At 35.8% G+C, this 17,411-nt stretch carries 14 protein-coding genes; 11 read left to right on the plus strand and 3 right to left on the minus strand.

Annotated features, from left to right (window positions below; genetic code table 11):
- The first annotated feature begins 6 nt into the window (after window positions 1-6).
- On the plus strand, window positions 7-1,470 hold the full coding sequence (locus tag ES677_RS03860) for a glycosyltransferase family 39 protein (protein ID WP_148380484.1): 1,464 nt from the start codon (window positions 7-9) through the stop codon (window positions 1,468-1,470).
- Here the strand turns inward: ES677_RS03860 and ES677_RS03865 are convergent.
- Window positions 1,467-2,156 (minus strand): cell division ATP-binding protein FtsE, encoded by a 690-nt coding sequence (locus ES677_RS03865; protein ID WP_148369719.1) that lies wholly within the window; start codon window positions 2,154-2,156, stop codon window positions 1,467-1,469. The genes ES677_RS03860 and ES677_RS03865 overlap by 4 nt on opposite strands.
- Window positions 2,157-2,470: 314 nt before the next feature.
- Between ES677_RS03865 and ES677_RS03870 the strand changes: the two genes are divergently transcribed.
- The 4 genes from ES677_RS03870 (at window position 2,471) to ES677_RS03885 (ending at window position 9,565) form a co-directional block, all read left to right on the plus strand.
- The gene (locus ES677_RS03870) at window positions 2,471-5,491 is read left to right on the plus strand and encodes a tetratricopeptide repeat protein (RefSeq protein WP_148380485.1); all 3,021 of its coding nucleotides are present in this window, start codon (window positions 2,471-2,473) and stop codon (window positions 5,489-5,491) included.
- A gap of 51 nt (window positions 5,492-5,542) precedes the next feature.
- Window positions 5,543-7,267: a TonB-dependent receptor gene (locus ES677_RS03875; protein WP_148380486.1), complete on the plus strand. Its 1,725-nt coding sequence runs from the start codon at window positions 5,543-5,545 to the stop codon at window positions 7,265-7,267.
- Window positions 7,268-7,375: 108 nt separating this feature from the next.
- The gene (locus ES677_RS03880) at window positions 7,376-8,998 is read left to right on the plus strand and encodes an amidohydrolase (RefSeq protein WP_148369722.1); all 1,623 of its coding nucleotides are present in this window, start codon (window positions 7,376-7,378) and stop codon (window positions 8,996-8,998) included.
- Window positions 8,999-9,037: 39 nt separating this feature from the next.
- Window positions 9,038-9,565 (plus strand): DUF2059 domain-containing protein, encoded by a 528-nt coding sequence (locus tag ES677_RS03885; RefSeq protein ID WP_148369723.1) that lies wholly within the window; start codon window positions 9,038-9,040, stop codon window positions 9,563-9,565.
- A 9-nt stretch (window positions 9,566-9,574) separates the two neighbouring features.
- Here the strand turns inward: ES677_RS03885 and ES677_RS03890 are convergent, their stop codons facing one another.
- Window positions 9,575-10,273 (minus strand): class I SAM-dependent methyltransferase, encoded by a 699-nt coding sequence (locus ES677_RS03890; RefSeq protein WP_148369724.1) that lies wholly within the window; start codon window positions 10,271-10,273, stop codon window positions 9,575-9,577.
- Between the two features lie 57 nt (window positions 10,274-10,330).
- On the opposite strand from ES677_RS03890, the gene ES677_RS03895 reads away from it, so the two are divergent.
- From ES677_RS03895 to ES677_RS03910, 4 genes are all read left to right on the plus strand, one after another.
- The gene (locus tag ES677_RS03895) at window positions 10,331-10,825 is read left to right on the plus strand and encodes a YkgJ family cysteine cluster protein (protein WP_148380487.1); all 495 of its coding nucleotides are present in this window, start codon (window positions 10,331-10,333) and stop codon (window positions 10,823-10,825) included.
- A gap of 66 nt (window positions 10,826-10,891) precedes the next feature.
- On the plus strand, window positions 10,892-11,725 hold the full coding sequence (locus tag ES677_RS03900; RefSeq protein ID WP_148380488.1) for a thioredoxin family protein: 834 nt from the start codon (window positions 10,892-10,894) through the stop codon (window positions 11,723-11,725).
- Window positions 11,726-11,733: 8 nt separating this feature from the next.
- Window positions 11,734-12,588 carry a sterol desaturase family protein gene (locus tag ES677_RS03905; RefSeq protein WP_148380489.1) on the plus strand — a complete coding sequence of 285 codons (855 nt, stop codon included), beginning with the start codon at window positions 11,734-11,736 and terminating at the stop codon, window positions 12,586-12,588.
- Window positions 12,589-12,836: 248 nt separating this feature from the next.
- Window positions 12,837-13,523, plus strand: coding sequence for a hypothetical protein (locus tag ES677_RS03910; RefSeq protein WP_148369728.1), 687 nt, complete (start codon window positions 12,837-12,839; stop codon window positions 13,521-13,523).
- Here ES677_RS03910 and ES677_RS03915 read toward each other — a convergent pair.
- Window positions 13,520-14,770 carry an exo-beta-N-acetylmuramidase NamZ family protein gene (locus tag ES677_RS03915; protein ID WP_148380490.1) on the minus strand — a complete coding sequence of 417 codons (1,251 nt, stop codon included), beginning with the start codon at window positions 14,768-14,770 and terminating at the stop codon, window positions 13,520-13,522. The genes ES677_RS03910 and ES677_RS03915 overlap by 4 nt on opposite strands.
- A gap of 9 nt (window positions 14,771-14,779) precedes the next feature.
- Here ES677_RS03915 and ES677_RS03920 point away from each other — a divergent pair, with 9 nt between their 5' ends.
- Both ES677_RS03920 and ES677_RS03925 read left to right on the plus strand, forming a co-directional pair.
- The gene (locus tag ES677_RS03920; protein ID WP_148380491.1) at window positions 14,780-16,015 is read left to right on the plus strand and encodes an ABC transporter permease; all 1,236 of its coding nucleotides are present in this window, start codon (window positions 14,780-14,782) and stop codon (window positions 16,013-16,015) included.
- Between the two features lie 159 nt (window positions 16,016-16,174).
- Window positions 16,175-17,155: a PLP-dependent cysteine synthase family protein gene (locus tag ES677_RS03925; RefSeq protein ID WP_148380492.1), complete on the plus strand. Its 981-nt coding sequence runs from the start codon at window positions 16,175-16,177 to the stop codon at window positions 17,153-17,155.
- The last annotated feature ends 256 nt before the right edge of the window (window positions 17,156-17,411 follow it).

Here is a 17,411-nt window from a genome sequence, read left to right on the forward strand (position 1 = left end):
TAGATTATGAAGCACCCTATTGAAATAGTTATTACGGTTACCATAGGATATCTATTAGCTGTTTTTCAGTATGCTTTTAACCGAAGTTTGTGGCTTGATGAAGCTAAACTGGCTTTAAACATTATCGATAAAAATTATTTGGAGCTAACTGATCCTTTGCACAGTGTGCAAGTGGCTCCTGTTTTATATTTATGGATCACCAAGTTTTTTACAAGTATTTTGGGCAATAGCGAATATGGTTTGCGGTTATTTCCATTAGTGTGTTTTTTTATTTCAGTAATTTTAATGATTAAAGTGGCGCGACAGCTCACCTCAAACAGAGTGGTTATTTGGTTTGTCACTGCACTATTCTGTCTGTCTCCAACGCTAATTTTTTACGCCTCGGAAGTGAAACAATACGGTGTTGATGTTATGGTTGTTTTGTTGTTATATTATCTTTTTTTTAAGCCGTATAAAGACGAAAAAACTAAATTAATCACTTTAAGTCTGGTAGGTGCTCTTTGTATATTCTTATCTAATATTTCGGTTATAGTCCTTTTTACCATCGGGCTTTATGTCTTATTTTTTCAACGAAAATCACTTAAAACATTACTTATTCCGGGCTTTGTTTGGCTGTTTGCTTTTGGTGTTTATTTTATTTTGTTTGTTTATAATCATCCTAGTACAGCTGGAATGCAAAAGTATTGGACTGATGCCTTTATGCCGACAAATCCGTTTTCGTATGAGTTTTGGCGCTGGGGTTTATTTACATTAAAACATATTTTTACTTACGTTTTGGGAGGTACATCACAACTTGTTTTATATGGGGTGATTGCTATTAGTTTTTTTATGGGGCTTTATTTTATACTTAAAGACAAAGCCTACACCTTATTGTTTTTTATATTTGTTCCTATCGCGACTCACCTTATATTATCGGCACTTAAACTTTATCCGTTTTCAACACGGCTGTTAGTGTATCAAGTGCCATTATATGTGCTTGTATTGGGCTATGGTTTAGGACGCTTATATAGTGAGGGTGCTAAACACTATAAAAAAGAAGTGGTGGCAACGGTGGCCGCGTTACCTATTTTAATCTATGTGGTCATTCTATCGTTTAAACTGCCGTATCAAAAAGAACACGTAAGACCTATCTATCAATTTGTTACTGATAATATTGAAGTTAATGAGCATATTTACATCTATTCAGGAAATAGAAATGCGTACGAGTATTACAGCCAAATAGGAGTTGTTAATTTTAAAAATAAAGTAATTTTAGGCGCTAATAATCGTAAAGATTTCAGTTTACATAATCAGCAATTAGCCACTTTAAAAGGACGTGTATGGTTGGTATTCTCTCATAAATATAAGTCTAAAACGAGTAAAGCGCTCGAAGAAGATTATATTCTGAACTACCTAAAAGAGAAGGGGGGAGTTGTTATAAACCTGATTGAAAAAGAAAATGCTTCTTTGTACTTAATGGCGATGCATTAAACTTGCGTTTTCCTTTGTACCACTTCAAACACTTGATTTTCATCGCATTTTAAGGTCTTACTCGGGTATTTTAAAAGCAATGCATAGTCGTGGGTTGCCATTAATATGGTGTTGCCATTTTTATTAATTTCTTGCAACACTTCCATAACTTCCACACTTGTTTGCGGATCTAAATTCCCTGTAGGCTCATCGGCTAAAATAAGTTCCGGATCGTTTAATAAAGCGCGAGCAATTGCAATACGTTGCTGCTCACCACCAGAAAGTTCGTGAGGGAATTTAAAACCACTCGTTTTCATTCCTACTTTAGTTAAAACGCTTTCAACTTTATTTACCATTTCCATTTTATCTTTCCAGCCCGTAGCTTTTAAAACAAAGAGTAAGTTATCGTTTACAGTACGATCGGTAAGTAATTTAAAATCTTGAAATACCACACCAAGCTTACGTCTTAAAAACGGAATGTCTTTTTCTTTAAGTGTTTTTAAATTGAAATCGACGATTTGTCCTTCTCCAATTTTTAATGGTATATCGGCATAGAGTGTTTTCATAAAACTACTTTTTCCAGAGCCTGTTTTACCAATGAGGTAAACAAAATCCCCTTTGTTAATTTTTACATTAACATCGGACAAAATAAGACTGTCACCTTGAAAAATAGACGCATCTTTAAACTCTAAAACTGTATTAGGCATTGTGTTTATTTCATTTTTTTAAGCTGAAAAACCGTTATCGGAACCCCTCTTAAATTAAGAGCACAAAGTAATCAATAATTGCTTAAAAATGAAAAGTAAATACATTATTTGAAACAATATAGTGTTAAACTATCCGCCGTCGTTTATCTGATAAATGAAAGGAGAACTTTTTTTGTTACGTCCTTTGTAGTGAATAGAGACAGAATTAAGGTTTCCTGATTTTTAATGATAAGTGATATAATTATAACAAAATTCTAACGTTAACATTTTAAGATATAATTATCTTTGAAATTAAATTTAAAACCAAATAGTCAATGACTAAAAAACATATTTTCTACAGCATATTAGCCATCGGGTTTAGTATTCAGGTTTCTGCTCAGGAATCTGCGACGTACACCAACGATTTGGTCGATTATCAACGGGCATTAACATTGTACAACAATCAGCAATATTTAGCTGCACAAGCCGTATTTAATACCATTCAAAAAGATACGGACGAATTAAATATTAAGTCAGATTGTGCGTATTATATCGCGAATTGCGCGGTGCGATTAAATCAGCAAAACGCCGATACCTTAATCGAAGAGTTTGTCGAAGATTTTCCAACCAGTACCAAACGTAATACCGCTTTTGTAGATGTCGCCGATTACTATTTTCAAAATGGAAAATATGCTTACGCTCAAAAATGGTATGCTAAAGTAGATGAGAGTGCTTTAAGTCGTGACGATCGTGAAACGTTTCAGTTTAATAATGGGTACGCTTCGTTTACCACTAAAAATTATAAAGACGCAAAGAAATATTTAAGTAAAGTACAAACGTCCCAAAAATATGGGTCTCAGGCCAAGTATTATATTGGGTTTATGGCGTATGAAGGAGACGATTATCATGAGGCCAATGCCTATTTCGATCAGGTGAGCGATCAAGAACGATACAAAGAAAAGCTGTCTTATTATCAAGCCGATTTGAACTTTAAATTAGGGAAGTTTGAAAAAGCGATTGCATTGGCAACAGAACAATTAAGAACGGGTGATAGAAATGAAGCGTCAGAATTGTCTAAAATTATTGGTGAGAGTTATTTTAATTTAGAACAGTACGACGCGGCCATTCCGTATTTAAATGCATACAAAGGCAAAAAGGGAAAATGGAACAATACCGATTATTACCAGTTAGGTTATGCGTATTACAAGCAGAAAGATTACGATAAAGCCATTTCAGAATTTAACAAAATTGTTGGAGGCGATAATAGTGTGGCACAAAATGCCTACTACCATTTAGGGGAAAGTTATGTAAATCTGAATAAAAAGCAAGAGGCTTTAAATGCCTTTCGTAATGCCTCTCAAATGGATTACGACTTAAAAATTCAAGAAGACGCGTGGTTAAACTATGCTAAAATTAGTTATGAAATAGGAAATCCGTACCAATCGGTTCCGCAGGTATTAACGCATTATTTAAATAACTACCCGAAATCGGGTTACACGGCCGAAATAGAAACCTTATTAATCGACTCCTACATTACTTCAAAAAACTACAAAGAAGCTTTAATATTATTAAAAGGCAAAAACAGTTTCGAGTATAAAATGGCGTACCAAAAAGTGGCATTTTATAGGGGTTTAGAATTGTATAATGACAGCAATTACCAAGACGCGCTAAAAATGTTCGAAGGGTCTTTAGGTGAGCAGCAAAACGAAAAATTTACAGCCAGAGCAACCTTTTGGAAAGCGGAAACCGATTATAACCTTTCGAATTATGAGGATGCCCTAATTGGTTTTAAACAATTTCAGCAACAAGCATTAGCAGCCGCAACTGAAGAGTTTGAAAACTTAGACTATAATTTAGCCTATACCTATTTCAAACTAAAGAACTATCCGCAAGCGATAAACACGTTCAATCAATTTGTAACGTCTAATAAAAAAGAAGAGGTGCGATTAAATGATGCCTACCTACGTTTGGCAGATGCGTATTTTGTGTCTAGTCGTTATAATGAAGCGATTTCAACGTATGAAAGCGCACTTCAAGTCGGTAAAATTGAAGCCGATTATGCCTTTTTTCAACAAGCGATTAGTTACGGGTATATTGGTGAAGACGCCAAAAATATTGGGGAGTTAGTACGTTTTATTTCTAAATATCCAGAATCGAAATTACGAGACGATGCGATGTATGCATTGGGTAATGCTTACGTTAAAAATAATCAGAATGACAAAGCTTTAGGTGTTTACGACCGTTTAAGTGTAGATTATAAAAACAGCGCGTTTGTATCGAAAGCACTTTTACGTCAAGGATTAGTGTATTATAATGACAATAGAAATGAGTTAGCATTAACGAAATTTAAAAAAGTGGCACGTGAGTTTCCTAGTTCGCCAGAAGCGAATCAAGCAGTATCGACAGCGCGATTAATTTATATCGATCTAGGTCAGGTAAACGACTATGCAGCTTGGGTTCAGACTTTAGATTATGTTCAAGTAACCGATGCCGATTTAGATAATGCAACTTACGAAGCGGCCGAAAAACAGTTTTTAGATAACAATACTAACAATGCCCTTAAACAGTTTAATCTGTATATTAATCAGTTTCCAGAAGGCCTTCACTCTAAACAAGCCCATTTTTACACCGCGCAACTGTATTTTAAAAAGGATCTAAAAGACACCGCAAAACCTCATTTTGAATATGTTGTAAATGCCCCTAAAAGCGAATTTACTGAAGAAGCGTTGTTGCGTTTATCGCAAATTATATTAGACACCAAAAATTGGAATGAAGCCATCCCCGTTTTAAAACGACTAGATGTTGAAGCGAATTTCCCTCAAAATAGTGTGTTTGCACAATCTAATTTAATGCAAGCCAATTACCAGCTTAAAAAGTATAATGACGCTGTAAATTATGCTGAGAAAGTATTAGCGCATTCCAATTTGGATAATAAAGTGAAAAGTGATGCGTATGTTATTATTGCACGCTCGGCAATGCAAACAGGAAACGGCAATAAAGCACAATTGGCTTACGAGAAAGTAGCGTTAACAGCCACGGGAGAAACTGCTGCCGAAGCGCTTTATTACAATGCCTTTTTTAAAAATGAGGCAGGACAGCACGACGCTAGTAATACCGTCATTCAACGTTTAGCGAAGGACTATTCGGGTTATAAATTTTATGGTGCTAAAGGCTTAATTATTATGGCAAAAAACTATAATGCTTTAGGCGATGCGTTTCAAGCCACCTACATTTTAGAAAGTGTGACTAAAAATTTCACCGACTACAAAGAGGTTGTTGCCGAAGCACAAGAGGAATTAAGCAAAATTAAAACCGAACAAGCAAAAACTAATGCTTCAGTACAATCTGAAGATTAAAAAGCTAAGGCTTTAATTCAATCACCATTATTAAAAAATAAACACAACTATATGTTTAATAAAAAACAGCAAATTTTAAGCATCGCTTTATCATTGATGGTATCGCTTGCATTTGCACAAGAACGCGAACAAGACACGTTGCGACCGGGAGTTATTGACGTGGTTAAACCGTATACGCCAACTATTTCGGATGCTTTTAAAGTAAAAGAAGCTCCGGTTTTAGACGACGATGAGACCTTAACTAAAAAGAAGATTGAGTACAATATATTTTCTTTTCCCGTAGCGTCTACGTTTACACCTGCCAAAGGAAAAGCAGCTGTTGTAGACAAAGCAAAACGCGTAAAATTATTCAATAATTATGCGACTTTGGGAGTCGGGTCGTACACGACAGTTTTAGGAGAAGTATATTTAAATCACGAGTTAAGCCGCGATGAGAATATTAGCGCTTATGTAGGGCATCATTCTTCGGGTGGTGGTATTGACGATGTGTTGTTAGATGATAATTTTATGGATTCTAAAATGACTCTTAATTATGCTAATAAGGGTCGAGATTTAAGCTGGAATGTTGGTGGAGGTTTTCAATTTCAAAACTATAACTGGTATGGCATTCAACAAGGTTTATATACGCAAAGCACTGCTGATTCTTTAGATGTTTCTCACAATTTTACCACGGCACACATTACTGGAGATATTCGTTTTGAAGAGTCTTATGTCGATGATATTTCGGTATTATTTAGACGTTTTGGTGATAACCAAGGGTCGGGTGAAAACAGAGTGACAGCTAAAATAGGAGGCGTTATACCTGTCGCTGATGAGGCTATTTCTACGGTAGTAAATTTCGATTATTTAAGCGGAAGCTTCGAGAGAAACTATTATACAAATACGGCTATCGATTATAGCAATTTTCAAGTGGGTTTTACGCCAACCTATCAACTTAAACAAGACGATTTAACACTTGATATCGGCATCACAGCAACACTTTTAAATAATACAGAAGCGAGTGAGAGTAAATTTTATATTTACCCAAATATAGAAGCGACGTATCGTGTTGTGGATGAGATTGTCATTGCTTTTGGTGGAATTAAAGGCGGATTGATTCAGAATTCTTACCACGATTATGCGAACTTAAATCCGTTTGTATCGCCAACATTATTTATTGCGCCCACCGATAAACAATATGATGCCTTTTTAGGAGTAAAAGGAAAGATTTCGAATACAATGAGTTACACTGTTAGCGGAAATTATAAGGCCGAGAAAAATAAAGGACTTATTATAAATAATGATATTACAGCTACTGAAGAAGATTATACCTACGGAAACTCTTTTGGGGTGGTTTATGACAATGTAAACACTTTTAGTTTTTCGGGAGGGTTGAATGTCGATTTAAATCGCAACTTCACTTTAGGAGTAAAAGGAGAGTATTTCGCTTACAATACCGATGCTGAAGCTGAAGCGTGGAATTTACCAGGAATTAAAGTATCTGTTTTAACCGATTATCAAATTACTGACCAATGGTTTGCAGGCGCAAATTTATTTTTTGTCGGGGAGCGTAAAGATTTATATACTGCACCAAATTTAATCACTCCATTGACGACTGTTGTCGATTTAGATAGTTACTTCGATATTAATGCGAACGTTGGGTACCATATTAACGATCGCTTATCGGTGTTTGCTAAAGGAAATAATTTAGTAGGCGAGACGTACCAAAAATGGCAAAACACGCCGGTTCAAGGTATTCAAGTTTTAGCAGGAGCAACTTACAAATTCGATTTGTAATCTATTCAAATCAATATACATAAATAGAAAAAGCCTCAATTTGAGGCTTTTTTTATGCGTACATTTACCATAATCATTAAATTACACTATTACATCTGCAACTTAATTATGAAAAACTACTTTTTCCTTATAGTACTGCTGACATTATCTGCGTGTCGAAATAACAAAACAGAAGTTGACACCATTGTCTTAAACGCTAAAGTGTATACTGTAAACGAGGCTTTCGACACGCAAGAAGCCTTTGCTATTACCGATGGTAAATTTATCGCTGTTGGCACTGAGGCATCTATAAAAAATAGATACACGGCCAAAGAAGTAATAAATGCGGAGAACCAAACCATAGTCCCGGGGTTTATCGATGCACATTGTCATTTTTATGGCTTAGGAATGAATTTACAAAAAGTCAATTTAGTGGGGACCACTAGTTTCGACGCCGTTATTGAGCGTGTTAAAACTTTTCAAAAAGAAAACAACTCACCTTATATTTCTGGTCGTGGTTGGGATCAAAACGATTGGGAAATAAAAGAATACCCAACCAAAAAAGAATTAGATAGTTTGTTTCCTAATACTCCCGTAGCATTAACACGTATCGATGGTCACGCGCTGCTGTGCAATCAAGCGGCTTTAGATATATCGAATATAACCTTAGAAACAAAAGCAACTGGCGGAGAAATATTAAAAGAGAACGGAGAACTCACGGGAGTTTTAATTGATAACCCTATGGAAATAGTATATGCTACGTTTCCAAAAGCGACCAGGAAACAGCAAATAGAAGGGGTGTTAGATGCTCAAAAATATTGCACCGCATTAGGTTTAACAAGCGTTTCCGATGCTGGTTTGGACCAATCCGTTATAGAATTAATAGATAGTTTACAACAAACGGGCGATTTACAAATGCGCGTGTATGCGATGGTGAGTAATACCAAAGAGAATTTAGATTATTACCTCACCCAAGGCAAAATCAAGACACCGCGTTTAAATGTACAATCGGTGAAAGTCTATGCCGACGGAGCATTGGGTTCGCGTGGAGCAACGCTAAAAGCACCGTATAGCGATCAACACAATCATTTTGGAAATATGGTTATTGGAACTTCTGAATTTGAAGCTTTAGCGGTTAAAATAGAAAAAGCAGGTTACCAAATGAATACGCATGCTATTGGCGATTCTGCAAATCGGTTTGTGCTACAAACGTATGAGAAAACACTTCAAAATAAAACAAATAGACGTTGGAGAGTAGAACATGCGCAAATTATTACGGATAATGATTTTGAGTATTTTAAAAATGAAAATATTATTCCATCGGTGCAACCTACACACGCTACAAGCGATATGTATTGGGCTGAAGACCGATTAGGTTCAGAGCGTGTTCGTGGTGCTTATGCGTATCAAGAACTCTTAGAGGCTAGCGGTAAAATAGCCTTAGGAACCGATTTTCCGATAGAGCAGGTGAGTCCGTTATTAACTTTTTACGCTGCGGTAGCGAGAAAAGATACCGATAACTATCCAGACAATGGTTTTCAGAAAGAAAATGCACTAACCCGAGAAGAAACTTTAAAAGGAATGACACTTTGGGCGGCCTATTCTAATTTTGAAGATGAAGAAAAGGGAAGTATTGAAGTCGGTAAGTATGCCGATTTTATTATATTAGATGCAGATATAATGACCATTGCTGAGGAAAACATACCAGAAATAACAGTACTACAAACCTTTATTAATGGTGTGAAACAGTAAATGAAATACAGCTAAATTTGATGAATTAAATATAAAACTATGAAACTATTGTATGCTTTGTTATTGAGTTTTTCGTTGCTAACGTCGGCCGTTGCCCAAGAAGACGGCTATGTCGTTGCGGTAAAAGTATGTATAGAAAATAATGGCACACTAGCGTATTACGATACTGTTTTAGACGCTATGTTTTTAGATTTTAAAACCGAATTTCAAGCGAATAACATCCCCGATTCTGTGTGGAAAATAGTAGAAAAAGAAAAAGAGTATGCTAAGAACGGACTAGCAACGATGTTATCGCGCGCCTATAAAGAACATTTTACGCTGCAGGATTTAGAGTTGATGAATGAGTTGTATACTTCAAAAGCAGGACGTAATATGTTGCAAAATAGATCGCTTTCAAAGAAAGATAAGGCGTATTTAGATCGCTTTTATAATAGTGCTACTGGTAAAAAAATTCAAAATACTCAAAGAGAAATGAGCGCTTCGTTAAGACGATTGGCAAAAATATGGATTAACAATACATCAAATCAAGTAGCAGAAGTGCTTTCTGAAAAGGGATATTCGTTTTAAGGTTAGAATTTACCCCCACAACCGCGCTAAATAATCAAAATGCTCACCTTCGTGTACCATTTCGCAATATAAACCTGCAGATGCAGCGGCGATGTGTAGCGACGAGAAATCGAGATAGAGCCATTTCATAGGGACTTCTTCTTCGTCTTTATAGCTTAAAAAATAATCGACTTCTCCGTGGTAGCCTTGGTGTAAATCTTGCCAAAAACCCCCGTCTTCGTCTTCAAACATATAGGTGATGTCGCTAGAATCTATTAAAATCTGGCCTCCTGGATTTAGTAAGCTTTTTAAATGCTTCAGATATTTTGGGATATTTTGAAACGTTTGAAAAATTCCGGTACCATTCATTAACAGTAAAATAGTATCGAAAGTTTCGGTTTCTTCTAATAAGGCAATATGCGCGAAGTGGTTAACGCCTCGTAATTCACAGACACGAATTGCGCCTTTAGAGCTGTCTATAGCTTTAACTGTAAAACCATTATTTTGTAAGTATAAACTATGGTTTCCAGCGCCAGCGCCTACATCCAAAATAGCGCCTTTTACCAATGATAGCGCCTCCTGTTCTATAAATGGCATAGCGTCAAAACTTCTAAATAAATAGGGGATAGGAAGTGTGTCTTCTTCAGAGATACTGGTTGAGGTAATAATATCTTCTGTATAATTATTATTCTGATAATCTAATAATGCGGTACCGAAAAGGTCTTTCATTTAAAAAATGTGTTTCATTTCCCTCTAAAACGGAAATCTCTTTTATACTTTTGTACAATGCAAGACGAAATTAATAATCTGCCAAAGTTGGCCAAAGATAAGCATAAGGAGGACACCGCGTTTTTTACAAAGCTAAAAAAAAAGCCGCCCAAACAATTAGATTATATTATGCAGGAACTCCACGACAAAGAGTTTCAGCGTACCGACTGTTTAGAGTGTGCAAACTGTTGTAAAACAACTGGGCCACTATTTACCGACAAAGATGTAGACCGTATAGCGAAGCATTTTAAAATGAAAACACAGCAGTTTGTTGATCAGTTTCTGCGGGTTGATGAAGATAATGATTATGTGTTGCAGTCTGTACCTTGTACATTCTTGGGGGCAGATAATTATTGTTCTATTTACGAGGTGCGACCAAAAGCGTGTCGGGAGTTCCCACATACCGATCGTAAAAAATTTCAACAAATTTCAAACATTACGCTTAAAAATGTAGCGATATGCCCTGCTGCCTATAATATTGTAGAGGCTATGAAAGCGCGAATAAAGTTTTAAAATAAGGCGGCTTTTAATTATAAATATAAAATTCATTATATTTAGTAACTATTAAAAAACCGACTGATGAAAAAAGCTGTCATAATTTTACTTATTACTGTATTATCCACAACTATTGTAAAGGCTGATAATTGGTTAAGCTCTTTAGAAGACGCTAAGAAAATAGCTTTAGGAACAAATAAGTTAGTTTTAGTTGATTTCTGGGCGTCTTGGTGCGGACCATGCAAACGAATGGATGCAGAATCTTGGCGTAAGGATGACGTTAAAATATTAATGCAAAACTATGTTTCTGTTAAAATAGATTTAGATACTAATAGAGCTTTAGCTGCTAAATATAGCGTTAAGGGTATTCCTTATATTTTTATAATGGATGGAAATGGGAAAGTAATTTATCAGCAAATGAGTTACAAGAGTAAAAGTGACGTCATAAAATTATTGACTAAATATGCTTTAAGCACAGCGTTTTTAACCCAAGATCTCATTAATTATTACACAAAAGAAAATTTTGCCAATACCTTTAGATTAGCTTACAAATATCAGGATTATTCTATGTATTTAGATGCGGATTTAAGATCTGATTTTCTAGAAGTTTCAGCGGCTTATTTTAAAGAAGCAGAGAAGTCTTTAAAGGAGAGTGAAATTAGTGATAAACATTTCTTTACACAGAAAATGGAATTATACAACATTCAAAAAAATCTAATTCTTGATAAATCTAAAAAAGCCTTAAAACAACTTGAGAGGATAAATAAGAAGAATCTTAATACGAAAAATATTAATTTTTATAATTTTCTATATTACATAGCCTATAAAGATACTGACAACATCAAGGAAGCAACAAAGTTAAGGGCGCAAATATCAGAAAACAATTTAAAAAAAGCAGCACATTTTTTTAAAACGTAGCACGCAGAATGGAGTCTTTAATTAATTATTTCGAAAGTATACCTACGCTTCATAGAAGTGTTCTCTTGGTTGGAGGTATTACTTTATTTTGGCTATTAGAAGGCGCTTTGCCGCTTTTTAAATTCAAGTACAAAAAGTGGAAACACGCGTGGCCTAATTTGTTTTTTACGCTTACCACAGTAATTGTTAATTTTACATTGGCTTTTTTATTGCTAAAAACAGCCGATTGGGTGACGCTGAATAACTTCGGACTAATAAATTGGTTGCCGGAAATGCCACTGTGGCTATACGCTATGCTAGGCGTTTTATTATTAGATTTTATGGGTGCTTACGTGGCGCATTATGTCGAGCATAAAGTAGAACCGTTATGGAGGATTCATTTGGTGCATCATTCCGATCATAATGTCGATACAACAACGGCTAATAGGCATCATCCTTTAGAAAGTGTGATACGGTTTGCTTTTACGCTTTCTGGAGTATTTATAATCGGTACCCCCATTGCTATTGTGTTTTTATATCAGTCTCTATCGCTTGTAGCGACTCAGTTTACGCACGCCAATATAAAAATGCCTAAAACAGTAGATAAAATATTAAGTTACGTGTTTATCTCTCCAGATATGCATAAAGTACACCATCATTATAAACTGCCTTATACCGATTCTAACTACGGTAATATTTTTTCCATTTGGGATAGGCTTTTTGGTACCTATATGGAACGAGACCGCGAGCAGATTGTTTACGGTATCGATACGTTTCCAAATGCCGCTGGTAATGCCAGTTTAAAGTACTTATTAAAACAGCCCTTTCAAAAATACAGGCTTCCTGTGGCCGACTATAAAGTTCCCGTTAGAAGCAAGTCGTAGAGTGATGCTCTTAAAAATAAAATCGCGTAATGTACGTTGAAACTACAGTGATTAATTGAAAGTGCTTTCTTAGCAGCGCATAGTGGCCAATTAAATGGGTGTTTTCTCGCTTTTACTAAGGTTCTCGACAACTTTAACTTAATTTAAGATTTTGTAAACGCATAATATCCTTTAGATACTATACTTTTGCGGCCCTAAAATGTGTTGAATCTTCAGCAACAAATTTAATTGATATTATTTTTTAAATAATGAAAAAGGGCAAAACGATATCTGTACTTTTCTTATCATTCTTGATAAGTGTCTTTGGGTATTCTCAAGATGGGGTGTATACGGTTATAGATAAAAATAAAAATGACAATAATTTAGACCTTAAACAAGAGCTTAGTCCGCATTTAGATACGCTCTTATTAAAAAGTGACCAGCAAATTTTACGTGTGCGCTTTTTAAGTCATAATCTTAAAGAAACGAGAACTATTGATGTTGTTTCAAAAGTAGTGCGCATCCCCTTATATCATTTCGAAGAAGGCCGTTATACCATTGCAGTTTATAATGGACCAAAAATTATTGTGCTTGGTTTTAATCGCCTACTCCCACTAGCTAAACCCGAAGATTTCGATTTAGATTTAGAGAAAAGCATCTTAAGAGCCAGTTTATCTGCGTCCGAATTAAAATCTAAAGGAATAGAGCCTTTCAAACCCTCAAAAGCAAATCAATTAAATAACTTAGAAAAACCGACAACGCGAGCTGCTGGCACCCGGAAGCCATCTAAGGATAAATCTCCCATAGAATTGCCTAATCAGAACGCTCACAAAAATAAGCCAGAGGAGAAGATTGAATATAGTATTACCGTAAAAAGGAACCTTGATCGCGAAATGGAAACCCGCGAGGAGTTCCGCGAGCGCAGCGTGAGACCTAACGGTAAAAAATATGATTAGTTATATATAAAATAATGCTTCCTTAACGTTTCAAAATCTTCTAAGCCACTTTTCCAGGACGCTTTTATTTCTGCTTCAGTTAAACCGGCTTCAATTTGTTGTTGTAGCTTTTTTGTGCCCGCTAATTTTGTAAAAAAACCATTGCTAATAAAAAATTCAGATTTGTTTTTGGTAGTCTTATAAGCGTTTATGAGATAGCTTAAATTTAAATGATCTAGCGGTTTTTCCGTCGTTAAATTATAACCGTAGCAAACTTTGTTTTCATATTTAGGGTATTTCGCACCGGCATTGGGTTTTGGTTTAAATTCAAAAGTAGTGTTCGATAAATACGGCGACCCATAAATTTGGAATTGTAAATCCGTACCACGACCAGCACTTACATTAGTACCTTCAAAGAAACATAAACTAGGGTAAAGATTTATAGATTTATCGTTAGGTAAATTGGGCGACGGTTTAATAGGTAAGCTATACGGCACTTTGCGATTATAGTTTTTAACAGGAATAACTGATAACTCGCAGTGCGCGTTATTGTGTAACCACTGCTCTCCATTAATCATTTTAGCATATTCGCCAATCGTCAATCCGTGAACCACCGGAATGGGGTGCATTCCCACAAAGCTTTGGTGCTGAGGTTCTAAAATAGGGCCGTCGATATAATGACCATTAGGATTCGGTCTATCTAAAATAAGTACAGGAATATCTTGCTCCGCACACGCCTCCATAACATAATGTAATGAAGAAATATACGTGTAAAAACGGGCGCCTACATCCTGAATATCAAAAATTACGATGTCAATACCCTGCAATTGTCCGGGACTAGGTTTTTTATTTTTTCCGTAAAGCGAGACAATAGGTAAACCTGTTTTAGTATCGATACCATCTTTTACTACCTCTCCAGCATCAGCTGTACCACGAAAACCGTGCTCGGGAGCAAATACTTTTGTAACCTCTATGTTTAAATGGAGTAACGAATCTACTAAATGCGTGTAATTTGTTTCCGCTTCATTTTTAAAAATAACCGAGGTTTGGTTGGCCACAATAGCCACACGTTTACCGTTAAGAAGTGGTAAATAGCGTTCGGTTTGGTTGGCACCCACACTACACTTTGGTGTTTTATCAGTTTTAGTCGTTGGAGATGTAGTAATTCTCTCTTTTTTGGGACGCGTATTTGCGTTCGACTCACTTCCGCAAGAAAACCCTAAAAAAAGAAATAATAAAACAGTATTTTTGAACAAAGTTAATTCCATAATTATAATTTGAATTTCGAATATTTTATAGCTAAACGTTTCATAGACTCTAAAACGTATAAAAGTAGTATATCGGCACCAATAATAAAAATTGGTATCGTTGCAATTGCATTAGGTATTATTGTTATGCTTATCGCGATCGCCACCGGTATGGGTTTAGAGCAGAAAATTAGAGAAAAAGTAATTGCTTTTAATGGGCATACCATTATCTCTAATTACGATACTAATAATTCGCAAGAAAGCATAAGACCAATTAGTAATGATCAAGCGTTTTATCCAGAGTTTACTTCGGTAAGCGGCATTAAGCACGTGCAGGGCGTGGCAACAAAATCGGGCGTTATTCGAAAAGAAGAAGCGTACGAATACGTAATGGTAAAAGGTGTGGGCGCCGATTATGATTGGACCTATTTTAAAGACTATTTAGTAGAAGGCCAGTTGCCCGACTTTACTGGAAAACGTAACGAAGAGCTTTTAGTATCGCGTTATTTAGCCAAACGCTTACACTTAAGTGTGGGCGATAAAATTAGTACTTACTTTTTAAAAGACGACCAAAACAAGCCGCCAAGCATAATTAGTTATAACATTGTTGGTATTTATAATTCGGGCTTTAAAGATTTCGATGAGTTATATGTTATCGGCGATATTAAGCACCTACAGCGCCTAAACCAATGGGAAAACAACCAGGTGGGTAATTTTGAAGTCTTTATAGACGATTTCGATCAATTAGATAAAAAGGACGAAGCCATTTACCAAGCGATTCCGTCGACATTAAAAACCGAGAAAGTATCCGATAGATTTTATACTATTTTCGAATGGATTAGTATTTTCGAAAAGAATATTTATGGTATTATAGGTATTATGATTCTTGTAGCCGGCATCAATATGATCACTGCTTTGTTGGTTCTTATTTTAGAGCGTACCCAAATTATCGGTATTTTAAAGGCCTTAGGAAGTAGTAATCTTAGCGTTCGCAAAATATTTCTTTACAACGCTACTTACCTTATCGTTGTCGGTTTATTTTGGGGAAATCTTATAGGCTTATCGTTGTTGTTTGCTCAAAAACACTTCAATTTATTTCCTTTAGATCCCGAAACGTATTACGTAAGTTCTGTGCCGGTGTATCTCAATTTGGGTTATATAATAACGCTTAATTTAGGCACCTTCATTCTGTGTATGGCAATGCTTTTAATTCCGTCTTATATTATCACAAAAATTTCACCCGTAAAAGCCATTCGGTTCGCATAGCAGGTTTTGGGCGTTACCTAAAGGTCGGGCTCTCGCTAGTCGCTTCCCAATAAAAAACCGGGAGAGCTCCAACAATAGCTCCATCCCTAACGCATTTATCAGCCTATATTTAGCAAAATAGCTAAGAATTCTTTACTTTTGCCGCAGTAAAAAAAGACTATGGAATACGCAAAAAATATACTAGAAACTATTGGTAATACCCCATTAGTAAAGATCAATACACTAACCAAAGATTTACCGTGTTTGGTACTTTCAAAATACGAAACCTTTAACCCTGGAAACTCGGTAAAAGACCGTATGGCGGTACAGATGATAGCCGACGCAGAAGTCGACGGCCGTTTAAAACCCGGTGGAACAATTATAGAAGGCACGTCTGGAAATACCGGAATGGGACTAGCCTTAGCAGCTATTGTAAAAGGCTACAAATGTATTTTTGTAATGGCCGATAAGCAATCTAAAGAAAAAGTAGATATGCTTAAAGCGGTAGGTGCAGAAGTTGTGGTTTGCCCCACGGCTGTAGACCCAGACGATCCGCGTTCGTACTATTCAGTATCTAAACGATTAGGAGAAGAAACACCAAATTCTTGGTATGTTAATCAATACGACAACCCAAGTAATACAAAGGCACATTACGAAAGTACAGGGCCAGAAATTTGGAAACAAACCGATGGTAAAATCACACACTTCGTGGTTGGTGTTGGAACTGGAGGAACAATTTCGGGCGTTGGTAAATATTTAAAAGAACAAAACCCAAATATTAAAATTTGGGGCGTAGATACATATGGTTCTGTCTTTAAAAAATATCACGAAACTGGTGTTTTCGATGAAAACGAAATCTATCCTTACGTAACCGAGGGTATAGGCGAAGATATTTTGCCAAAAAATGTTGACTTTTCAATTATCGACGGTTTTACTAAAGTAACCGATAAGGATGCGGCTGTTTACACACAACGCTTAGCCAAAGAAGAAGGGATGTTTCTAGGTAACAGTGCAGGTGCAGCTATAAAAGGGGTGTTGCAACTTAAAGAGCATTTTACAAAGGACGATGTGGTAGTGGTTTTATTTCACGATCACGGTAGCCGTTATGTAGGGAAAATGTTTAATGACGATTGGATGCGAGAAATGGGATATATCGAATAGTCGGTTTACTTAGAAAATCATAAATCCTTACTGATCGATAAAAGATAGTAGACCGTTTTGTGAGTAGAACCTAGAACCAAGACTTAATTCTAACTTTATTCTTAACTATGATTTACTAAACAGTAATTTTCTTATCAAATAGTAGTGAAATTTCTTATTGTAAAGAAGTTACTTTGTTTTTAATTAGACAGTATTAATATAAAAAAAAGTATGGCCTAACAGCTATACTTTTTTTTATGCTTATACGCAATGAGAA

This window comes from Bizionia gelidisalsuginis (assembly GCF_008086185.1).
Lineage (GTDB): Bacteria > Bacteroidota > Bacteroidia > Flavobacteriales > Flavobacteriaceae > Bizionia > Bizionia saleffrena.

Bases quoted from the DNA above. Each gene is read 5' to 3' on its own strand.
- ES677_RS03865 (WP_148369719.1), bottom strand. From the start codon at position 2,156: ATGCCTAATACAGTTTTAGAGTTTAAAGATGCGTCTATTTTTCAAGGT.
- ES677_RS03915 (WP_148380490.1), bottom strand. From the start codon at position 14,770: ATGGAATTAACTTTGTTCAAAAATACTGTTTTATTATTTCTTTTTTTA.
- ES677_RS03910 (WP_148369728.1), top strand. From the start codon at position 12,837: ATGAAAAAGGGCAAAACGATATCTGTACTTTTCTTATCATTCTTGATA.
- ES677_RS03890 (WP_148369724.1), bottom strand. From the start codon at position 10,273: ATGAAAGACCTTTTCGGTACCGCATTATTAGATTATCAGAATAATAAT.
- ES677_RS03885 (WP_148369723.1), top strand. From the start codon at position 9,038: ATGAAACTATTGTATGCTTTGTTATTGAGTTTTTCGTTGCTAACGTCG.
- ES677_RS03925 (WP_148380492.1), top strand. From the start codon at position 16,175: ATGGAATACGCAAAAAATATACTAGAAACTATTGGTAATACCCCATTA.
- ES677_RS03900 (WP_148380488.1), top strand. From the start codon at position 10,892: ATGAAAAAAGCTGTCATAATTTTACTTATTACTGTATTATCCACAACT.
- ES677_RS03905 (WP_148380489.1), top strand. From the start codon at position 11,734: ATGGAGTCTTTAATTAATTATTTCGAAAGTATACCTACGCTTCATAGA.
- ES677_RS03875 (WP_148380486.1), top strand. From the start codon at position 5,543: ATGTTTAATAAAAAACAGCAAATTTTAAGCATCGCTTTATCATTGATG.
- ES677_RS03895 (WP_148380487.1), top strand. From the start codon at position 10,331: ATGCAAGACGAAATTAATAATCTGCCAAAGTTGGCCAAAGATAAGCAT.
- ES677_RS03860 (WP_148380484.1), top strand. From the start codon at position 7: ATGAAGCACCCTATTGAAATAGTTATTACGGTTACCATAGGATATCTA.
- ES677_RS03880 (WP_148369722.1), top strand. From the start codon at position 7,376: ATGAAAAACTACTTTTTCCTTATAGTACTGCTGACATTATCTGCGTGT.
- ES677_RS03870 (WP_148380485.1), top strand. From the start codon at position 2,471: ATGACTAAAAAACATATTTTCTACAGCATATTAGCCATCGGGTTTAGT.